At 60.3% G+C, this 17,049-nt stretch carries 13 protein-coding genes and 1 other RNA gene; 5 read left to right on the top strand and 9 right to left on the bottom strand.

Going from position 1 to position 17,049, the window contains the following annotated elements; genetic code table 11:
* Positions 1–241: 241 nt before the first annotated feature.
* Both rnpB and rsmI read right to left on the bottom strand, forming a co-directional pair.
* An RNA gene (gene rnpB, locus H096_RS15210) (RNase P RNA component class A) lies at positions 242–595 on the bottom strand.
* Positions 596–691: 96 nt separating this feature from the next.
* Positions 692–1,597, bottom strand: a complete 906-nt coding sequence (rsmI, locus tag H096_RS14900; RefSeq protein ID WP_162240117.1) for a 16S rRNA (cytidine(1402)-2'-O)-methyltransferase — start codon at positions 1,595–1,597, stop codon at positions 692–694.
* 176 nt (positions 1,598–1,773) lie between these two features.
* On the opposite strand from rsmI, the gene H096_RS14895 reads away from it, so the two are divergent.
* The 4 genes from H096_RS14895 (at position 1,774) to H096_RS14880 (ending at position 5,220) form a co-directional block, all read left to right on the top strand.
* Positions 1,774–3,585, top strand: coding sequence for a penicillin-binding protein activator (locus tag H096_RS14895; RefSeq protein ID WP_033899452.1), 1,812 nt, complete (start codon positions 1,774–1,776; stop codon positions 3,583–3,585).
* The gene (locus H096_RS33235; RefSeq protein ID WP_061435353.1) at positions 3,585–3,956 is read left to right on the top strand and encodes a YraN family protein; all 372 of its coding nucleotides are present in this window, start codon (positions 3,585–3,587) and stop codon (positions 3,954–3,956) included. Before H096_RS14895 ends, H096_RS33235 begins: the two co-directional genes overlap by 1 nt.
* Before the next feature lie 92 nt (positions 3,957–4,048).
* A complete protein-coding gene (locus tag H096_RS14885; protein ID WP_007904374.1) occupies positions 4,049–4,642 on the top strand; it encodes a phosphoheptose isomerase in 594 nt (197 codons plus the stop codon).
* Positions 4,639–5,220, top strand: a complete 582-nt coding sequence (locus H096_RS14880) for a BON domain-containing protein (RefSeq protein WP_033899448.1) — start codon at positions 4,639–4,641, stop codon at positions 5,218–5,220. The genes H096_RS14885 and H096_RS14880 overlap by 4 nt, the downstream gene beginning before the upstream one ends.
* Before the next feature lie 59 nt (positions 5,221–5,279).
* Here the strand turns inward: H096_RS14880 and H096_RS14875 are convergent, their stop codons facing one another.
* The 7 genes from H096_RS14875 to H096_RS14845 all read right to left on the bottom strand — a co-directional run bounded on the left by H096_RS14875 (position 5,280) and on the right by H096_RS14845 (position 15,976).
* Positions 5,280–6,053 carry an OmpA family lipoprotein gene (locus H096_RS14875; protein ID WP_012722283.1) on the bottom strand — a complete coding sequence of 258 codons (774 nt, stop codon included), beginning with the start codon at positions 6,051–6,053 and terminating at the stop codon, positions 5,280–5,282.
* Positions 6,054–6,245: 192 nt separating this feature from the next.
* Positions 6,246–6,890 (bottom strand): MBL fold metallo-hydrolase, encoded by a 645-nt coding sequence (locus H096_RS14870; protein WP_033899442.1) that lies wholly within the window; start codon positions 6,888–6,890, stop codon positions 6,246–6,248.
* A gap of 85 nt (positions 6,891–6,975) precedes the next feature.
* Positions 6,976–9,705 (bottom strand): LuxR C-terminal-related transcriptional regulator, encoded by a 2,730-nt coding sequence (locus tag H096_RS14865; protein ID WP_033899441.1) that lies wholly within the window; start codon positions 9,703–9,705, stop codon positions 6,976–6,978.
* A 186-nt stretch (positions 9,706–9,891) separates the two neighbouring features.
* Entirely contained in the window at positions 9,892–11,256 is a 1,365-nt protein-coding gene (locus tag H096_RS14860) for a DUF1329 domain-containing protein (RefSeq protein ID WP_033899439.1), read from the bottom strand.
* A gap of 43 nt (positions 11,257–11,299) precedes the next feature.
* Positions 11,300–13,198 carry a DUF1302 domain-containing protein gene (locus H096_RS14855; RefSeq protein WP_033899437.1) on the bottom strand — a complete coding sequence of 633 codons (1,899 nt, stop codon included), beginning with the start codon at positions 13,196–13,198 and terminating at the stop codon, positions 11,300–11,302.
* 331 nt (positions 13,199–13,529) lie between these two features.
* A complete protein-coding gene (locus tag H096_RS14850; RefSeq protein ID WP_033899435.1) occupies positions 13,530–15,212 on the bottom strand; it encodes a fatty acid--CoA ligase in 1,683 nt (560 codons plus the stop codon).
* Positions 15,213–15,343: 131 nt separating this feature from the next.
* Positions 15,344–15,976, bottom strand: coding sequence for a LysE family transporter (locus H096_RS14845; protein ID WP_033899434.1), 633 nt, complete (start codon positions 15,974–15,976; stop codon positions 15,344–15,346).
* Between the two features lie 85 nt (positions 15,977–16,061).
* Between H096_RS14845 and H096_RS14840 the strand changes: the two genes are divergently transcribed.
* The gene (locus tag H096_RS14840; protein WP_033899423.1) at positions 16,062–17,027 is read left to right on the top strand and encodes a 2-hydroxyacid dehydrogenase; all 966 of its coding nucleotides are present in this window, start codon (positions 16,062–16,064) and stop codon (positions 17,025–17,027) included.
* Positions 17,028–17,049: the final 22 nt, after the last annotated feature.

The following is a 17,049-nucleotide window of genomic DNA, read 5'->3' as shown; positions in this document are numbered from 1 at the left end:
TCAAGGAAAAGCCTTACAGAACGGAGATTTAGGAGCGTAAAGGGAGGAGAAACCAGAGTTCAGCGATGTTTTTGGCCCAACAAGCGCAAATAGCTCAAAGAGCTATAGCTCGAAGTTAAAGTAATTTATTAAGAGTAAGATTTTTTTGGTATTACGAAGATGCATCTGCCAATGATTCGGCAGGGAGGGATTCTTGCGTTACTACCGGTTTTCTGCCCGAGATTCGGACAGAAGGAAAAAGGTGGAGAGTCGATCTGTAAGCCGGGTTCTGTCTTGAACAGTCATTCGTCTACGATGGCCATCACTGGACATCTTTAGCAACCTACCCGGTCCCAGCGCGGGCCACGCCTTGGGACCCTATTTGGTCTTGCTCCAAGTGGGGTTTACCTAGCCACGAACTGTTGCCAGTCGTGCGGTGCGCTCTTACCGCACCTTTTCACCCTTACCGGCACCGAAGTGCTTAGGCGGTTATTTTCTGTGGCACTTTCCGTAGGCTCACGCCTCCCAGGCATTACCTGGCACTTCGCCCTATGGAGCCCGGACTTTCCTCCCCCCCCTAATTTTCATAGAGGGCAGCGACTGCCCAATCGACTCTCCGCCGCGCAGGTTAACGGCACGGCGGACTTAGGACAAGTAATAAAAGTTCAGAATTGCCATCACGTTCAGACGCAATACCGGTTTAACACCGGAACTATTCGGCTTTCTGCTTATCCAGCGCCGCTTGATATAAGAGGTTCTTGCGCACGCCGGTAATTTCCGCCGCCAGGGCTGCGGCTCGCTTGAGCGGCATCTCCTTGAGCAGCAAGTCCAGGACGCGCATGGCCTCGCTGCCCACGGCGTCTTCGTCCTCTGGCGCGGCCCAGCCCGCCACCAGCACCACGCACTCGCCGCGCTGTTGGTTGCTGTCGCCCTCGACGAACGCACGCAGCTCTTCCAATGGCAGGCCCTTGAGGGTTTCGAAGGTCTTGGTCAGCTCACGGGCCAGCAGCGCCAGGCGTTCGCCGCCAAATACCAGCTCCATGTCCTGCAGGCATTCAAGGATGCGATGCGGAGCTTCATAGAAGATCAAGGTGCGGGGTTCTTCTTTCAGCGCTTCAAGGCGTGCGCGACGCCCAACAGCCTTGGCCGGCAGAAAACCTTCAAAGATGAAACGGTCGGACGGCAACCCCGCCGCCGACAATGCAGCAATCAGCGCGCACGCACCCGGAACAGGCACTACATTGATACCAGCGGCCCGCGCCTGGCGCACCAAGTGGTAGCCAGGGTCGGAGATCAGCGGCGTGCCCGCGTCGGAGATCAGCGCCACATCGTCGCCGGCCAGCAGGCGCACGATAAAGCGACTGCCTTCCTCGCGCTCGTTGTGCTCATGGCAAGCCGCTAATGGCGTGCTGATACCAAAATGCTGCATCAACCGCTGGGAGTGACGGGTGTCTTCAGCCGCGATCAATTTAACCTCGCGCAACACTTTCAATGCTCGCGCACTGATGTCGTCCAGGTTGCCAATGGGCGTCGCCACGACAAAAAGCGAGCCTGCAGTGGAATTCAAAGGACCTGGAGCAGTCAAAACGCACACCTCGATGGTTGGCAAAAGCGACATTGTAGCGCGTAGGCGCCTGGAAAATATGCCATCACGGCCGATGCCTTTTCAGCCGTTTAACGCCAACTGCAACATTTGCACGACCTAAATCGACGGTTTCACGCCAGTAACATCGCGCCTGGGCCAGTGCTTGGGTACAATTCCACGCTAATTTGATCGGTATCAGGAACACTTACATGATCGCTTGCCTGCGGCTGCTCTCCGCCCTCTGCCTCGCTGCCTTGTTGGCCGCGTGTGCCAGCTCGCCCTCGTCCAGCCTTGGCGACCTTCCACGGACCCCGGACGCCAGTATCGAGCAACTGCTCGAACAGGCCACCACCGCCAAGACGCCAGAAAAGGCCGCATTACTGCGCCTGAGTGCGGCAGACATGGCCTACAAGCAGAACAACCCTGGCCGCTCGTCGCAGATTCTTGCGCAGGTGCCCCTGGATGTCCTCAAGCCCGCCGCGCAAGTGTTTGCCAGCACCTTGGCCGCCGAATTGGCCATGGCGCGCAACCAGCCCAAGGCCGCGTTGACCGCCCTGAACCACCCGAGCCTGCAAAGCCTGAAGGACCTGCCGCCTGAACAGCAGGTCCGCACCGGCAGCGTGCACGCCCGTGCCTATGAAGCGGATGGCCAGACCCTGGCCGCCGCCCGCGAACGTGTGGCCATGGCCCCGCTGCTCACAGGCGATGCCGCCAAAAGCAACCACGAAGCCATCTGGGTATTGATTGCCGCCCTGCCGGCTGAACAGCTGCAAGCCAGCGGCAACCCGACGCTCGACGGCTGGATCACCCTGGCCCAGGCGGTCAAGGGCGCCGGCACGCTGGAGCAGCAACAAGCCGCCATCGATACCTGGCGCGCTCAGAACCCGGGGCATCCGGCGGCTGTGCAACTGCCAACGCCACTGACCAAGCTCAAGGAACTGGCGAGCCAGCCCCTGACCAAGATCGCCCTGCTGCTGCCACAGGATGGCCCGCTGGCCTCCGTCGGCAAGGCACTGCGTGAAGGCTTCATGGCGGCGCACTACCAGGCTGAGCAAGCCGGGCAGAAGCCGCCGGTCATCGAGTTCTATGACAGCTCGCGCCTCAACTCCCTCGACGACTTCTACGCCAAGGCCCAGGCGGCCGGCGTGCAACTGGTGGTCGGCCCGCTGGAAAAACCGCTGGTCAAACAGCTCAGCGCACGTCCGCAGTTACCGATCACCACCCTGGCGCTGAACTACAGCGAGACTGATCGCAGCCCGGCGCAACTGTTCCAGTTCGGTTTGGCCGCAGAAGACGAAGCCCGCGAAGTATCGCGCCGCGCCCGTGCCGATGGCCTGCACCGTGCGGCTGCAATGGTGCCCCGTGGCGAATGGGGCGAGCGAGTCTACAAGGCCTTCCGCCAGGACTGGGAAGCCAATGGCGGCCAGGTCATGGGGGTCGAGTATGTCGATCAGCCAGTCGCCCTTGCCCAGCAAATTGCCGACCTGTTCCAACTACGTAAAAGCGAAGGCCGCGCCAAGAGCCTGCAAAGCACCGTCGGCACCGACGTCGCCGCGCAACCTTCGCGTCGCCAGGACATCGAGTTCATCTTCCTGGCCGTGACGCCGCAACTGGCCCAGCAGATCAAGCCAACCCTGAACTTCCAATATGCCGGCGATGTGCCGGTGTACGCCACGTCCCACGTGTTCAGCGCCAGCGGCGACAAGAACCAGTACCTGGACATGACCAACGTGATGTTCTGCGAAACCCCTTGGCTGCTCAACACCACCGACCCACTGCGCAACCAGGTTGCCGCACAATGGCCGCAAGCCAATGGCAGCCTCGGCCGCCTGTACGCGATGGGCGTCGATGCCTACCGCCTGGCGCCGCGCCTGGGGCAACTCAAGGCGCTGCCGGACACCCGTGTTGAAGGCCTGTCGGGCAACCTGGGCATCAGCGCCAACCAGCGCGTTGATCGCCAGATGCCATGGGCCAAGTTTGTCGGCGGCGAGATCCAGCGCCTGCCGGACACCCCGCGCTGATGCCTGAGCGGTCCAGCGCACAAAGCGGCAAGGACGCCGAACTACAAGCTCTGAAACACTTGCAACAACAGGGTCTGCGCCTACTGGCGCAGAACTGGTTGTGTAAACGCGGCGAGCTTGATCTGGTCATGCTTGACGGCGATACAGTAGTATTCGTCGAAGTCCGCTACAGAAAACACGCACAATGGGGTGGCGCGCTCGCCAGTATTGACGGGCGCAAGCGTCAAAAGCTGATACTCGCCGCGCAGTTTTTCCTGCAAAAAGAGCATCGCTGGGCCGACGCCCCCTGCCGTTTCGATGTGGTTGCCATAGAAAGCACACCGTCTGGTCAGGCTGATCTGAACTGGCTGAAAAATGCCTTCGACAGCTGATTCGCCGGACATCTTCACCACACACTTTTGCTCTTTGCTTTGCGGGCTGCACATTCCTGTGCCAAACAGCCGCGCTACTTAAGGTCACACAGATGGACATGCAATCCCGAATTCGCCAGCTTTTCCAGGCCAGCATCGACACCAAGCAACAGGCGATGGACGTACTTGCACCGCACATCGAGCAAGCCAGTCAGGTCATGGTCAATGCCTTGCTCAACGAGGGCAAAATGCTTTCGTGCGGCAATGGCGGTTCGGCCGGCGATGCCCAGCATTTCTCGTCCGAGCTGCTCAACCGCTTCGAGCGTGAGCGCCCTAGCCTGCCGGCCATTGCCTTGACCACCGACTCGTCGACGATCACCTCGATCGCCAACGACTACAGCTATAACGAGATCTTCTCCAAGCAGATCCGCGCCCTGGGCCAACCCGGCGATGTATTGCTGGCAATTTCCACCAGCGGCAACTCGGCGAATATTATTCAGGCGATCCAGGCCGCACATGATCGCGAAATGATTGTCGTAGCATTGACCGGACGCGATGGCGGCGGCATGGCTTCGCTGCTGTTGCCTGAAGACGTGGAGATTCGCGTCCCGGCCAATGTCACCGCACGTATCCAGGAAGTCCACCTGCTGGCGATCCACTGCCTGTGCGATCTGATCGACAGCCAACTGTTTGGGAGTGAAGAATGACCGTTAACCGCCTGAGCCTTTTGGCCATGACCCTGTGCCTCGCTATCAGCGGCTGCAGCACGGCCATCACTGCAACACGCGACACCCCTATTCAGGATGACAAGGGCACCCGCACCTTCGGCAGCAAGATCGATGACTCGCTGATCGAAACCAAGGTTGAAGTCAACGTCGCCAAGGCCGCCACCGACCTGGGCAACGGCGCCTCGCGCATTGTGGTCACCAGCTTCAACGGCGTCGTGCTGCTCGCCGGCCAGACGCCACGCGCCGACCTCAAGGCCCAGGCCGAACAAGCCGCCGCCGCTGTACAGCGCGTGAAGAAGGTGCACAACGAATTGCAGGTGATGGACCCGATCACCCTGCTGGCCATCAGCAACGACGCGCTGCTGACGACCAAGATCAAGGCGCAGATGCTGACCGATAACGCGATCCCTGGCTCGCGCATCAAGGTCGTGACCGATAACGGCATCGTCTACCTGATGGGCCTGCTCACCCAGGCCGAAGCCACTCGCGCAGCCAACTTGGTGCAGGGTGTGTCCGGTGTTCAGAAAATCGTCAAGGTGTTCGAGTACATCGATTGATGTAATCAAGCAGCCACAAAAAAGGGCGCCGCATGGCGCCCTTTTTTATTAGCGAGTGTTTACTGGTATTGCGAGTACGGATTGCCCTGGAACTGGTTGTTCTGTTGTGGCGCCTGTTGCTGGGCACCTGGCTGGCCATACTGCTGGCCTGGGATCGGGCCGAGGTTGACTTCTACGCGACGGTTCTGGGCACGGCCGTTGACGTCGGCGTTGCTGGCAATCGGGTTATCCGGGCCGGCACCGCGAGCGCTAAGGTTGGCGCCGTTGACGCCTTGGGACGTCAGGTAGTTGGCCACGCTCTGGGCGCGACGCTGGGACAGGTCCATGTTCAACTGACGGCTACCCGTGCTGTCGGTGTAGCCAACGATCTGGATAGTGTTCTGGTTGAACTGCTTGAGCGAGTTGGCCAGGTTGTTCAGCGGCTGGTAGAAGCTGCTGGAGATCGCGTCCGAGTTGGTCGCGAAGGTGATGTTGCCCGGCATGATCAGCTTGATCTGGTCACCCTGGCGCTGAACTTCAACACCAGTGTTAGCCATGCTTTCACGCAGTTTCTTTTCCTGCTGGTCAGCGTAATAGCCATAACCTGCGGCGCCGGCACCTGCAACGACGGCGCCGATCAGTGCGCCCTTGCCACGGTTGTTGTGGTCGATGGCCGCCCCCGCCAAAGCACCTGCCAGGGCACCCAGGCCACCGTACTTGGCGGTTTTGCTCATACCGCCGGATTCATTACTCGCCTGTCCCTGGCTGCTGCCGTCATAAGGGTTAGGTGATGCGCAGCCGGACAACAGAGCTACGACGGTAGCGACAACAAGCAGACGACGCGAAGTGAACATGAAGGGAGCTCCTACTTTTGCATTCTATGGTGCAAAGGACATTGGCAATGGACCTGTGCCGAGTTTGGAACGCGACAAACGGTAAAAATTCCGTGGCTACAGAAACCGTAGCAGACGCACGCTGAACACGACCTGAGTTTTTGCTACAAGGCTTGCCTGTTATAGAACGCGTTCTGCCGGGTAATTATTCCTTCACGCCCTCACAAAAGGGTTCTCACGCATTTCATCGCCCAATCGGGTATCCGGCCCGTGACCGGTCACCACCGTCGCGCCCTCGTCCAGGGTGTACAGGCGCTGCTTGATCGAACGCACGATGGTCGCCTGGTCGCCGCCCCACAAATCCGTACGCCCGATGCCGCGACGAAACAACGTGTCGCCGGCAATCAGCAGCTTGGCATCGGCAAACCAGAAGCTCATCGACCCCGGCGTATGGCCTGGGGTGTGCAACGCCACGCCACAGCCGCAGGCCAACTCTTCATCATGCTCCAGCCAGCGATCCGGCGAAGGCACCGGGGTATAAGGCACGCGAAACATCTGGCATTGCATTTCCAGATTGTCCCAAAGGAATTGATCTTCTTTGTGCAGATGCAAAGTGGCACCGGTCTTCTCTTTCAGCTGGCCGGACGCCAGGAAGTGATCCAGATGGGCATGGGTGTGGATGATGCTTACCACCTTCAGGCCCAAGGCATCGAGCCGCGCCAGGATCAACTCATGATTACCGCCTGGGTCGACCACGATGGCCTTTTTGCTGATCGGATCGCCGATGATGGTGCAGTTGCACTGCAACGGGCCGACGGGAAAAGTTTCGCGGATGAGGGTCGGCTTGGCGGTTTCCATTCAGGGTCCTGTCGTGCAAGTGAAATGTCGATTCCGGGCAGGTATCGCCAGAATAATTGCACCATTAAAACAGACTGGGCCCCTCCTAGCCGATCAACCTCAGCTCTTGAGCCCTAGCCACCGCCTGGGTACGCCGCTCCACACCCAGCTTGCTGTTGATGTGGCTCGCGTGTGTCTTGACCGTGTGCAGGGAGATAAACAACCGGTTGCTGATCTCTTGGTTGGAACACCCCTGAGCAATCAATTGCAGCACCGCCAGCTCCCGCGCGCTCAACGTCTCATGGGTTGAAACGGCCTCCACCACCACGACCGACGGCAACAACGCCAGCAGACTCTGGTTCAGCAGCCCATGGGGATCTTTGGCAAGCTGCTCACGCATCCAGTCTGGATGAGTCTCCAGCAAACGCTGGAAGGGTTGCAACGCGCCACCCATGCCGGCCTCAAGGGCCTGGGCAAACACCGGACGCGCCTTGGCCTCCTGGCCGTCTTCCAGCAGCAGTTGCACCTGTTGGGTCAGGGCCATCAGCGCGATCATCTGACGCCCGCTGTTGTGCGCCTGTTGCGCCAGTTCTTCAAGGCGCTGCAACGCTGCAGCAGGTTGGTGGCGAGTCGCGTCCAACGCAGCCTGTTGCAGCCCGATGTGCTGCGGCAGGTGTGGGTGGAACTCCGGCGCCGCGGCGGCGTGTTCGCCATTGTAGGTTTGCCCCAGGCGCGTCAACCAGGCGTCGGCCAGGTCGGTACGGCCTTGGGCCAGCCACAGCTCGCACTTGATCAGGGTGATCATTGCCAGGTAGTAGATCGGCGGCACGTCCCAGATATGCATCAGGCGTTCGGCCTCGGCCAGTTCGGCGAAGGCTTTGGCGAAGTCGCCACGGCGCCCCTCGAAATTGGCAATCACACAATGGCCGATCAACACACTGATATCGCGACACGCGCGGGCTTCAGCAAGACCGGCACGCAAGCGGGCAAGACCCGCTTCGGGCTGGAGCCGCACCAGCAACAAAAAACCCTCGTAAAGCGATAACCGTGCACGCACCGCGTACAAGCGCTGCGGCGCCAGGCCGTGCAGGCGTTGCAGGCCCTGGCGCACTTCATCCAGGGAACGCAGGATCTCGCCGCGCGCCTGCAACACCCGCGCGCGGTCGTAATGGGCCAGGGCTTCGAACAAGGGGTTGCCGACGCGCTGCGCCAGTTCCAGGGATTCACGATTCAAACCCCGTGCACGCCACAGGTCGGCATCGACAATGGCCAGGTTGGACAGGGTCGACAAGCACATCAACCGCTGGCCGTAACGCCGTTGCGGCAAGCTTTCCAGCGCTTCGCTGCAATAGCGCTGGGTCAGTTCGCGATCGCCACGGCCACGGGCGATGATCCCGCTCAATGCCAGCCACTGGGCCAACATCGACTTTTGCGCAGTGGCCGACGGCGCCGGCAGGAAGCGACTGAGGTAACTGGACAGTTCCTCCGCCGCATCCAGTTGGCAGGCCAGGCCCAAGGCCCAGCTGTAGAGCACGATCAAGCGCGGCGTGCTGATCAATAGGCTGTCAGGCAAGTCCATTTTCCAGCGCAGCAACATGCCCACGTTCTGCTCGGCCAACAGTTGTTCTTCGGAAAGGTTTTGTACCAGATTCGCAGCCACATCCAGGTGACCGGCGCGCAACGCCTGCTCCACCGCCTCGTCGATCAAACCTTGGGCATTGAACCAGCGACACGCGCGCAGGTGCAGGCTGGCCGCCGGCAGCACGTTGCTGCTGGCGCGCCGCGTGCGCAGCAAATCCGAAAAAAGATGGTGATAACGGTACCAATGGCCCTGGTCGTCCAGCGGCACCAGGAACACTTGGTGCGCCTGGAGGTAACGCAGGATTTCGGCGCTGTCGTGGGCCTCACGCACCGCGTCGCAGAGTTCGCTGCAAAAACGGTCCTGAGGGGCGGTGTCGTACAAAAACGCCTGCACTTCGGTCGGCAGGCAGTCGATGACTTCTTCCAGCAGGTAATCGCGGATCAGCCCTTCGCCGCCGTGCAGACTCTGCGGCAAGGCGCCGTCGCTGCCAGCCTCGGAGGCGGCCAGTAGCCAGAAACGCAGGCCGGCGACCCAGCCTTCGCTGCGGCGGATCAGGTTGTCGAGAGCTTCGCCGCGCAAGGAACTGCTGTGACGATCCAGCACGGCCAGTGATTCCTCGTGCGTCAGGCGCAGATCCTGTTCGTGCAGTTCCAGTAGGTGACGCGACAACCGCAGCCGCGCCAGATGCCAGTCCGGCCGCTGACGGCTAGTGACCAATACCACCAGGCCATCAGGCAAATGATTGAGGAAAAACTGCAGGCAACGGTCGAGCACCGGCCCCTGGGCCAGATGGTAATCATCCAGCACCAGTAATAACGGCGCCAGGGTGGACAGCTGCACCGCCAGCTCGTCGAGCAGGCCATCGAGCCATTCTTCAAAGGCAAAGGGTTGATGACGCTGACGCATTTTCAGCAGGCCCAGGGATTGGGCGCCGAGTTGCGGGAAGAATTGCTGCAAGCCGTCGAGCAGGCGTTCGAGGAAACGCCCAGGGTCGTTGTCTCGTGGACTGAGGCCCAGCCACAGGCTTTGCCAATGGGCCGGCAAGCCCTGGCAGAACTCCACCGCCAATGAACTCTTGCCGAAACCAGCCGGTGCACTGACCAGTAACAGTCGCCCTTCCAGCCCGGCGCTCAGGCGTTCGCACAGGCGCGGGCGCAGCACGTAGCCGTCAGGCAGGGGGGGCCTGTAGAAGCGACCTTCCAGGGTCGGGATTACCGCACTGGCAGGCCCTTGGATTCGGGACAGATCAGTCATCGCCGGGCTCTTGTAGAAGGCTGTTGTCGGCATTGCAGATGTCCGCAGACTAGCGGTAAAAGCCGCCGGTTTGTAGATCTTTGCTACAAATGACTGAAAAAGAACTGCGACAAAAAAATACGCGTACAAAAAAGCCCCGAACCGGTCGGGGCTTCTTTGCGAGGATGCGGCCTCGGTTAACGCACGTTAGCGAACTCCATCCTGGCGCAGGGCCGCCGGGGTGAAGTCACTGGTGGTGGCGGTGAAGCCAAAGTCATACGCCTGCTTCTCTTCGTTCTTCATGCCCAGCGCCAGGTAACGGCCGGACTGCAGGTCGTAGAGGGTTTCCAGGGCGTACCACGGCACTTGCTTGTCGTAGTAGTTCTCGGCATGGGCTTCCGCCACGCGCCACAGTTGGCCACGACCGTCGTAGTGGTCGATCACGGCGGCTTGCCAGGTGTCTTCGTCGATGAAGAAGTCACGCTTGGCGTAGATGTGGCGCTGGCCTTCTTTCAAAGTGGCGACCACGTGCCAGACGCGACGCAACTCGTAGCGGGTCAGGTCCTGGTTGATGTGGCCGGCCTTGATGATGTCGGCGTACTTGAGCTTCGGATCATCGATCTTGTAGCTGTTGGAGGCGATGTAGATTTCTTTCTTGCCGTCCAGCTTCCAGTCGTAGCGATCCGGCGCACCGTTGTACATGTCGAGGTTGTCGGAGGTACGCAGGCCGTCGGCTGCGGTGCCTGGCCCGTCATAGGACACTTGCGGCGCCCGGCGCACACGGCGCTGGCCGGCGTTGTAGACCCAGGCCGACCGCGGTTCCTTCACCTGGTCCAGGGTTTCGTGCACCAACAGTACACCACCGGCCAGACGGGCCGGCGCGGTCACTTGCTGCTTGAAGTAGAACAGCACGTTGCCCGGATTTTTCGGGTCGTAGTCCTTCATCTTGTCGCGGAACACAAACTGGTCACGGAAATACACCAGGCTGTAGGAACCGTTGGTTTGCGGCGTAGCCTGGGTTACCAAACGGGTTACGCTGCCGCCGCGATAGCGAGTGATGTGGTTCCAGATCACCTCGACACCGCTTTTCGGGATCGGGAACGGCACGGCGGTTTCGAAGTTTTCCAGGCCGTTGCCGCCAGACACCAGGTTGGTGTTGGTGGCGTTCTTCTTGATGGAGGCAAACACATCCGCTGGCACCGTGGCGCCGCGATGAGTCGGGTAGACCGGCATCTTGAAGGTTTCCGGGTAGCGCTTGAACATCGCGTACTGCCCCGGCGCCAGCTTGTCTTTGTACTGCTCGACGTTCGCCGCCGTGATGGTGAATTGCGGTTGTTCACTGGCGTAGGGGTTGGCCAGGAATCCACGGGCGTCGACAGCGCCGGCGTTGGTGGGCAGCGGTGACCATTTAGGAATGGTGCCCGCCGCGTTACCGGCCATTTCAGCGCCCATCGGCGTCAGGGTCGTGCCCAGCTTGGCGGCTTCATCCGCCGACACTGCCGCCATGACGTTGCTCGCCAGGATCGACAGCCCAAGCACACCCACGTGCAACAGACTTTTGGTTATTTTCATGTTCTGGTCTTCCTGAAAATACATGCATCTAAAAAGAGTGTGCTTAGAAGTTGGCGCCGAAGCTCAACGCGACGAAGTCGCGGTCATCCACCGTACTGAACTTGCCACCAAAGAAGTTGGTGTAGGCCAGGCTGGCGGTGTAGGTGTTCTGATACTCGGCATCCAGGCCCAGGCTGACCGCCTTGCGACCTTCTTCGAAGTTACCGCCAGGGCCTGGCGAATAGCCTTTTACGTCGTGAGACCACGCAACGTTAGGCTTGAGGTTCACACCCGCGAAGACGTCCGGGTATTCCCAGATTGCACGACCACGGTAGCCCCAAGAGGTGGCTGTGGTGAAACCATCGTTGTCGCAGTACTTGGACATATTGCTCGCATCGGTACCGGGCCCTGCGCCGCCGATAGTCGATGGGTTGAGAATCTGTGAGCAGGTATTACGCGCGCCTGTCGCAGGCAATGCACCAGGACCAAAGACTGGGTCTCGACCATAACGGACATCCGATTTACTTTCGAGGCCACCGACATGGGTGACTCCCAACTCACCCACCAAGGTTAAGCGACTGGCGCCCATCACTTGATCGAAGAAGTGCGTCAAGGTGGTCTGGAACTGAGTGATTTCTTTACGACGGTAGCCGTTCAAGTCCTGGCCAGGACTGCCTTTGAGCAAAGAGGCATTGCTCAAGCCAAACGCAGCAGGCAGGTCCCGGACGCCGGCATACAGGATGTCCGTGGTGTTCAGTTGCACAGGCGCGTTAGGACGATAGCTGATCTCGCCACTCCAGGCGGTGCCAGTAGGCAGCGTGGTCGAAAAGCTCAGACCGTACAGGCGGATATCTTCCGGGTATTCAACGAAATACTTGGAGTTACCCGCAATAAATACCGGGGCCAGAGCGCCAAAGGTCGGCGCCCTTGCATAGGCGGATGCCGGAGCCGCCGTCGCGCTGAAAATCGGTGCACGGCTGTGGTAGTTCATGAAGTAGGCGCCGAATTCAGTGTCCAGCGGCTCGAAGTTGTAGTGCATGGCCACGCCGAATTGGCCGCCGTCGCGCGCCTCGCGATCTTTGGTGCGACGAACCAGTGTGCCCTCTTCGTTGGTATCAATCCCCAGAGCGTTGAACGCTGCCAATGCCCCCGGGCCACCTGGTTGTCCAGCGATGGTCGAGCGCTTGGCAAGCAGGCGCAGATTGTCATCACAGCCTTTGGAGACCACATCTGGCTGCGAGAAGAACGTCCCGCAGTTATCCGTCACCGTCTGCTGCCAATCCAATTGGTAAAACGCTTCTGCCGATAGATTATCGGTCAGCGTTTGTGACACGTAGAACATGTTGACTGGAATCAGGCCTTCCTTGATTTCAGCCCCTGGGCGTCGGAACGCCGAAACGTCAATCGGGTTGACCGAGTTGATGCCGCCACCAATGAAGGTGCTTTCACCCCAGCTCACAACTTGCTTGCCAAACCGCACAGACCCTGGCTCATCGGCGATTGAGTAGTTGTGATAAATGAATGCGTCGAGTATCTGCCCGCCAGACGAGCGAGCGCCCTGCTGGCGGCCTTTGTCGCTGATATCCTTGAACTCGCGGCTTTCGTCCTTGAGTTCAAAGTCATACCAATACTTGCCTCGCACAAACACACCGGTATCGCCGTACTTCAGTTCCAGATCATGGATGCCCTTGAAGATCTTCGAGAAGGTCTCCCCACGCTTGAAGTTCAAGTGGCCGTCATCGGAAGTCTGGGACAAACCCCTGCCACCGTTGTTGACACCGATCAGATCGCGGTTGGCCTTCGCTGTCGACCAACTGGCCCCCACGGAAAGCGACGAGTCAAAACTCCCTTCGATTTCACCAATGTTGAAACTGACGCCGAATGCGGGCCCGGCGAGCGTAGAAGCGAGACTGACGGCCAGGGGCAGTCTTGCCCGGCGCCAGAACTGGTTTACTGAGGTCATCGACGCTACTCCATGTGCATTATTGTTATGGCAGTGAGTTCTTTCTGTGATGCATGTAACGGCCGGAATACAACGATTCCAATGCCGCTCGGCAGCCGAGCCCCCATGGCCCGTAGCGGAACATCCTTGAAAAACTCTGGAAGGGACTATAGCCAGCAGGGGGTAGTGCTTGATCCCTCTAAAGTGTGATTTGCATCACCAACCCGTCTGCCACGACCCTTTCGCCACGTCGACGAAGGCCGACGCGGCAAGGATGGCTGAAAATCGGCAAATCACAAGTAAAGGCGCCAGATAGAGCATTGCCGTGCCCGAACGGGCACGGCGAGGGGCGTCAGAGGGTGGACAGGAAGGTGCTGTTATTGGCCTGCCATTCGATGATGTCGATGCGGATACGTTTTTTGTCGAGCTTGCCGACACTGGTCTTGGGAATTTCCGTAACAACGGCGATCTGGCTCGGAATCGCCCACTTGCTCAAGTGGCCCAGTTCCACGAACGGCTTGAGGTGTTCCTTGAGCTCACGGGCCCCTATCACATGGCCATCACGCACCACCAGCAAGGCAAACGGGCGCTCGCCCCATTGCGGATCGGCGATGCCCACCACCGCTACTTCGCGTACCGCCGGGTGACGGCTGACCAGGTCTTCGAGGGCCAGGGAGGAGATCCACTCGCCGCCGGTCTTGATCACATCCTTGATGCGGTCGCGGATGTCGATCACGCCGAAGGCATCCAGCGTGGCCACGTCGCCCGTGTGCATCCAGCCGCCTTCCCACAGCTCGGCGCCTTTTTGCGGCTCGTTGAAATAGCCTTCGCTGAGCCATGGCGCGCGCAGCACCAGCTCACCTTGGGACTCGCCGTCAGCGGGCAAGAAGTTTCCATCACCGTCGATGATCGCCGCCTCCACCAACGGCCCGGGCACGCCAGCCTTGATGCGGTAAGTGGTGCGCTCATCCTCGCTGCCAGCCATCAGTTCTTCGTTGAGGTGGGCGCAGGACACCAATGGCCCGGTCTCGGACATGCCGTAGGCGGCGGTCAACTGAATGCCACGGGCCTTGGACGCTTCGTACAGCGAACGGTTAAGCGCACTGCCGCCGATGACGATTTTCCAGCCACCGAAATCCACGTCCTGGGCCGCCTTGGCGTTGAGCACCATTTGCAGGATGGTCGGTACGCAGTGGGAGAAGGTGACCTTTTCCTTGCGCCACAGCTCCACCAGGTATTCCGGGTCGTAGCGGCCAGGGTAGACCTGCTTCAGGCCGAGCATGGTCGCCACATACGGCAAACCCCAGGCATGCACGTGGAACATCGGCGTGATCGGCATGTACACGTCGTTGGTGCCCAGCAGCCGCACGCTGTCGACGCTGCCCATGATGGTCGCCACGCCCATGGTGTGCAGCACCAACTGGCGGTGGGTGAAATACACGCCCTTGGGGTTGCCGGTGGTGCCGGTGGTGTAGAAGGTGGTGGCGACGGAGTGCTCGTCGAAGTCCTGGAAGTCGTACTTCGGGCTGGCGGCGGCCAGCAGGGTTTCGTACTCGCCCACCAGGTTGGGCAGTTCGGCGGTCTTGGACTCGCCGTCGGTAAGCAGCAGAGTCTTGTCGACCGTAGTCAACTGCCCAGCAATCGCCTGGTAAAGCCCCACGAACTCACTGTTGACCAGCACGAAGCGGTCCTCGGCGTGGTTCATGGTGTAGAGGATCTGTTCCGGCGACAGGCGCACGTTGATGGTGTGGATCACCGCGCCAATCATCGGAATGGCGAACATGCACTCCAGGTAACGGTGGCTGTCCCAGTCCATCACCGCCACGGTATCACCGGCCTTCACGCCCGCTTCAGTCAGCACATTGGCCAGGCGCGCAACACGCTCGATCAGGGTGGGGTAGGTGTAGCGCAGTTTGTCGCGGTAGACGATTTCCCGGGTCTTTTCATATCGGGTGCCGGACATCAACAGGCGTTTGATCAACAGCGGGTATTGGTACGCACCTTCGGCGGGCGGAATGACGCGGGTCTGCAACATACGAATCCCTTTTATGACTGCACGGTCTTGGCTGAAAGAACTGCACTGTAGAGCGCTTATGTTTCAGCCAAATCAGCCAAAGGAATGATTTGCAGAACCCAATAAATGCTAGCTTTGAGCCATCATCCGATTCACTTCATGCTGGTGAAGGCCAGCTTGACCCCAATCGCAATCAACACCGCGCCCATGGTGCGGTCGAACCAGTGCCCCATCCGCGCAAACCCGGCGCGCACGCGCTGCTGGCTGAACAGCATGGCCACCAGGCAGAACCACAGCGCCGTCGCCACCGCCAGGTACACGCCGTAACCGGCCTGGATCGCCAGCGGGGTGTGGGGGTTGATCACCACGGTGAACAACGACAGGAAAAACAGCGTGGCCTTGGGGTTCAAGCCATTGGTCACGAAACCGGCGGTAAACGCGCCACGCGGGGTGCGCTCGCCGGCTTCGCGGTGCAAATCGCCTTCGGCGGCAGGTTTGGCCGGCTGCGCGCGCAGGGCCTTGAAGCCGATGTACAGCAGGTAGGCGGCGGCCGCCCATTTCAGGGCGTTGAACAGCACGATGGACTGGGACACGATCAAGCCGATACCGAGCAACGAATAACCCACGTGCAGGAAAATCGCCGAACCGACGCCCAGCGCAGTCCAGGTCCCGGCGCGACGGCCGTGGGTCACGCTTTCACGCACCACCACCGCGAAATCCGGGCCGGGGCTGGCCACCGCCAACAAGTGAATCAGGGCTACGGTCAAGAACTCGGCGGCGTACATGCTCACTCCAATTAAGTAACTGATTATTTCATCTGATAGGCTCGAGAGATTACGCCTTCGAACCCTGTCGCAAAAGGTACAGTTGATGACGAACAATCGCCGCGCCGTCTTCCTTGATCACCCGTCCCTGGACCTGGGGGACCTCGACCTCTGCGAGCTGCGAGGCAGCTTCAGCGAGTTGCAGTTGTTTACCGGCACCACGCCGCAGAACGTGATTGAACGCGTGCAAGGTGCCCACGTGGTCATCAGCAACAAGATCGCGCTCAGTACCGAAACCCTGGCGGCTTGCCCCGAACTCAAGCTGATCCTGGTGTCGGCCACCGGCACCAATAACGTCGACCTCGACGCCGCCCGCGCCCACGGCATCACCGTGAGCAACTGCCAGGGCTACGGCACGCCGTCGGTGGCGCAGCACACGATCATGCTGTTGCTCAACCTGGCGACGCGCTTGAAGGATTATCAACGAGACGTCAGCGCCGGCAAGTGGCAAGAGGCCAAGCAGTTCTGCCTGCTGGACCACCCGATTGTAGAGCTGGAAGGCAAGACCCTCGGCCTGCTCGGTCATGGCGAATTGGGCGGCGCCGTCGCGCGACTGGCTGAAGCGTTCGGCATGCGTGTTGTGCTCGGCGCTATTCCAGGCCGGCCAGCGCGTGCCGACCGCGTGCCATTGGATGAACTGCTGGCGCAGGTGGACGCACTCACCCTTCACTGCCCACTCAACGAACACACCCGCGACTTTATCGGCGCCCGTGAACTGGCGCTGCTCAAGCCTGGCGCGTTTGTGGTCAATACGGCGCGTGGTGGCTTGATCAACGAGCAGGCCCTGGCGGACGCCTTGCACAGCGGCCATCTGGGCGGCGCGGCCACCGATGTGCTGAGCGTGGAGCCGCCGGCGAATGGCAACCCACTGTTGGCCGGTGACATCCCTCGACTGATCGTCACCCCGCACAACGCCTGGGGCAGTCGCGAAGCGCGCCAGCGCATCGTCGGCCAACTGGCGGAAAACGCCCGGGGCTTTTTCAACGGGGCCCCGCTGCGCGTCGTCAGTTGATAAACTGCGCCCCTTTTCAAGG

The sequence above is a fragment of the Pseudomonas sp. FH1 genome, from assembly GCF_000510895.2.
Classification (GTDB): Bacteria; Pseudomonadota; Gammaproteobacteria; order Pseudomonadales; family Pseudomonadaceae; genus Aquipseudomonas; species Aquipseudomonas azotoformans_A.
Note: the sequence above shows the minus strand (reverse complement) of the source record. Positions and strands in the feature narration are given on the sequence as shown.

What these genes read in the sequence shown, in the direction of transcription:
- H096_RS14850 (WP_033899435.1), bottom strand. Translation starts at nt 15,212, where the DNA reads ATGTTGCAGACCCGCGTCATTCCGCCCGCCGAAGGTGCGTACCAATAC.
- H096_RS14840 (WP_033899423.1), top strand. Translation starts at nt 16,062, where the DNA reads ATGACGAACAATCGCCGCGCCGTCTTCCTTGATCACCCGTCCCTGGAC.
- H096_RS14895 (WP_033899452.1), top strand. Translation starts at nt 1,774, where the DNA reads ATGATCGCTTGCCTGCGGCTGCTCTCCGCCCTCTGCCTCGCTGCCTTG.
- H096_RS14870 (WP_033899442.1), bottom strand. Translation starts at nt 6,890, where the DNA reads ATGGAAACCGCCAAGCCGACCCTCATCCGCGAAACTTTTCCCGTCGGC.
- rsmI (WP_162240117.1), bottom strand. Translation starts at nt 1,597, where the DNA reads ATGTCGCTTTTGCCAACCATCGAGGTGTGCGTTTTGACTGCTCCAGGT.
- H096_RS33235 (WP_061435353.1), top strand. Translation starts at nt 3,585, where the DNA reads ATGCCTGAGCGGTCCAGCGCACAAAGCGGCAAGGACGCCGAACTACAA.
- H096_RS14860 (WP_033899439.1), bottom strand. Translation starts at nt 11,256, where the DNA reads ATGAAAATAACCAAAAGTCTGTTGCACGTGGGTGTGCTTGGGCTGTCG.
- H096_RS14845 (WP_033899434.1), bottom strand. Translation starts at nt 15,976, where the DNA reads ATGTACGCCGCCGAGTTCTTGACCGTAGCCCTGATTCACTTGTTGGCG.
- H096_RS14885 (WP_007904374.1), top strand. Translation starts at nt 4,049, where the DNA reads ATGGACATGCAATCCCGAATTCGCCAGCTTTTCCAGGCCAGCATCGAC.
- H096_RS14880 (WP_033899448.1), top strand. Translation starts at nt 4,639, where the DNA reads ATGACCGTTAACCGCCTGAGCCTTTTGGCCATGACCCTGTGCCTCGCT.
- H096_RS14855 (WP_033899437.1), bottom strand. Translation starts at nt 13,198, where the DNA reads ATGACCTCAGTAAACCAGTTCTGGCGCCGGGCAAGACTGCCCCTGGCC.
- H096_RS14875 (WP_012722283.1), bottom strand. Translation starts at nt 6,053, where the DNA reads ATGTTCACTTCGCGTCGTCTGCTTGTTGTCGCTACCGTCGTAGCTCTG.
- H096_RS14865 (WP_033899441.1), bottom strand. Translation starts at nt 9,705, where the DNA reads ATGACTGATCTGTCCCGAATCCAAGGGCCTGCCAGTGCGGTAATCCCG.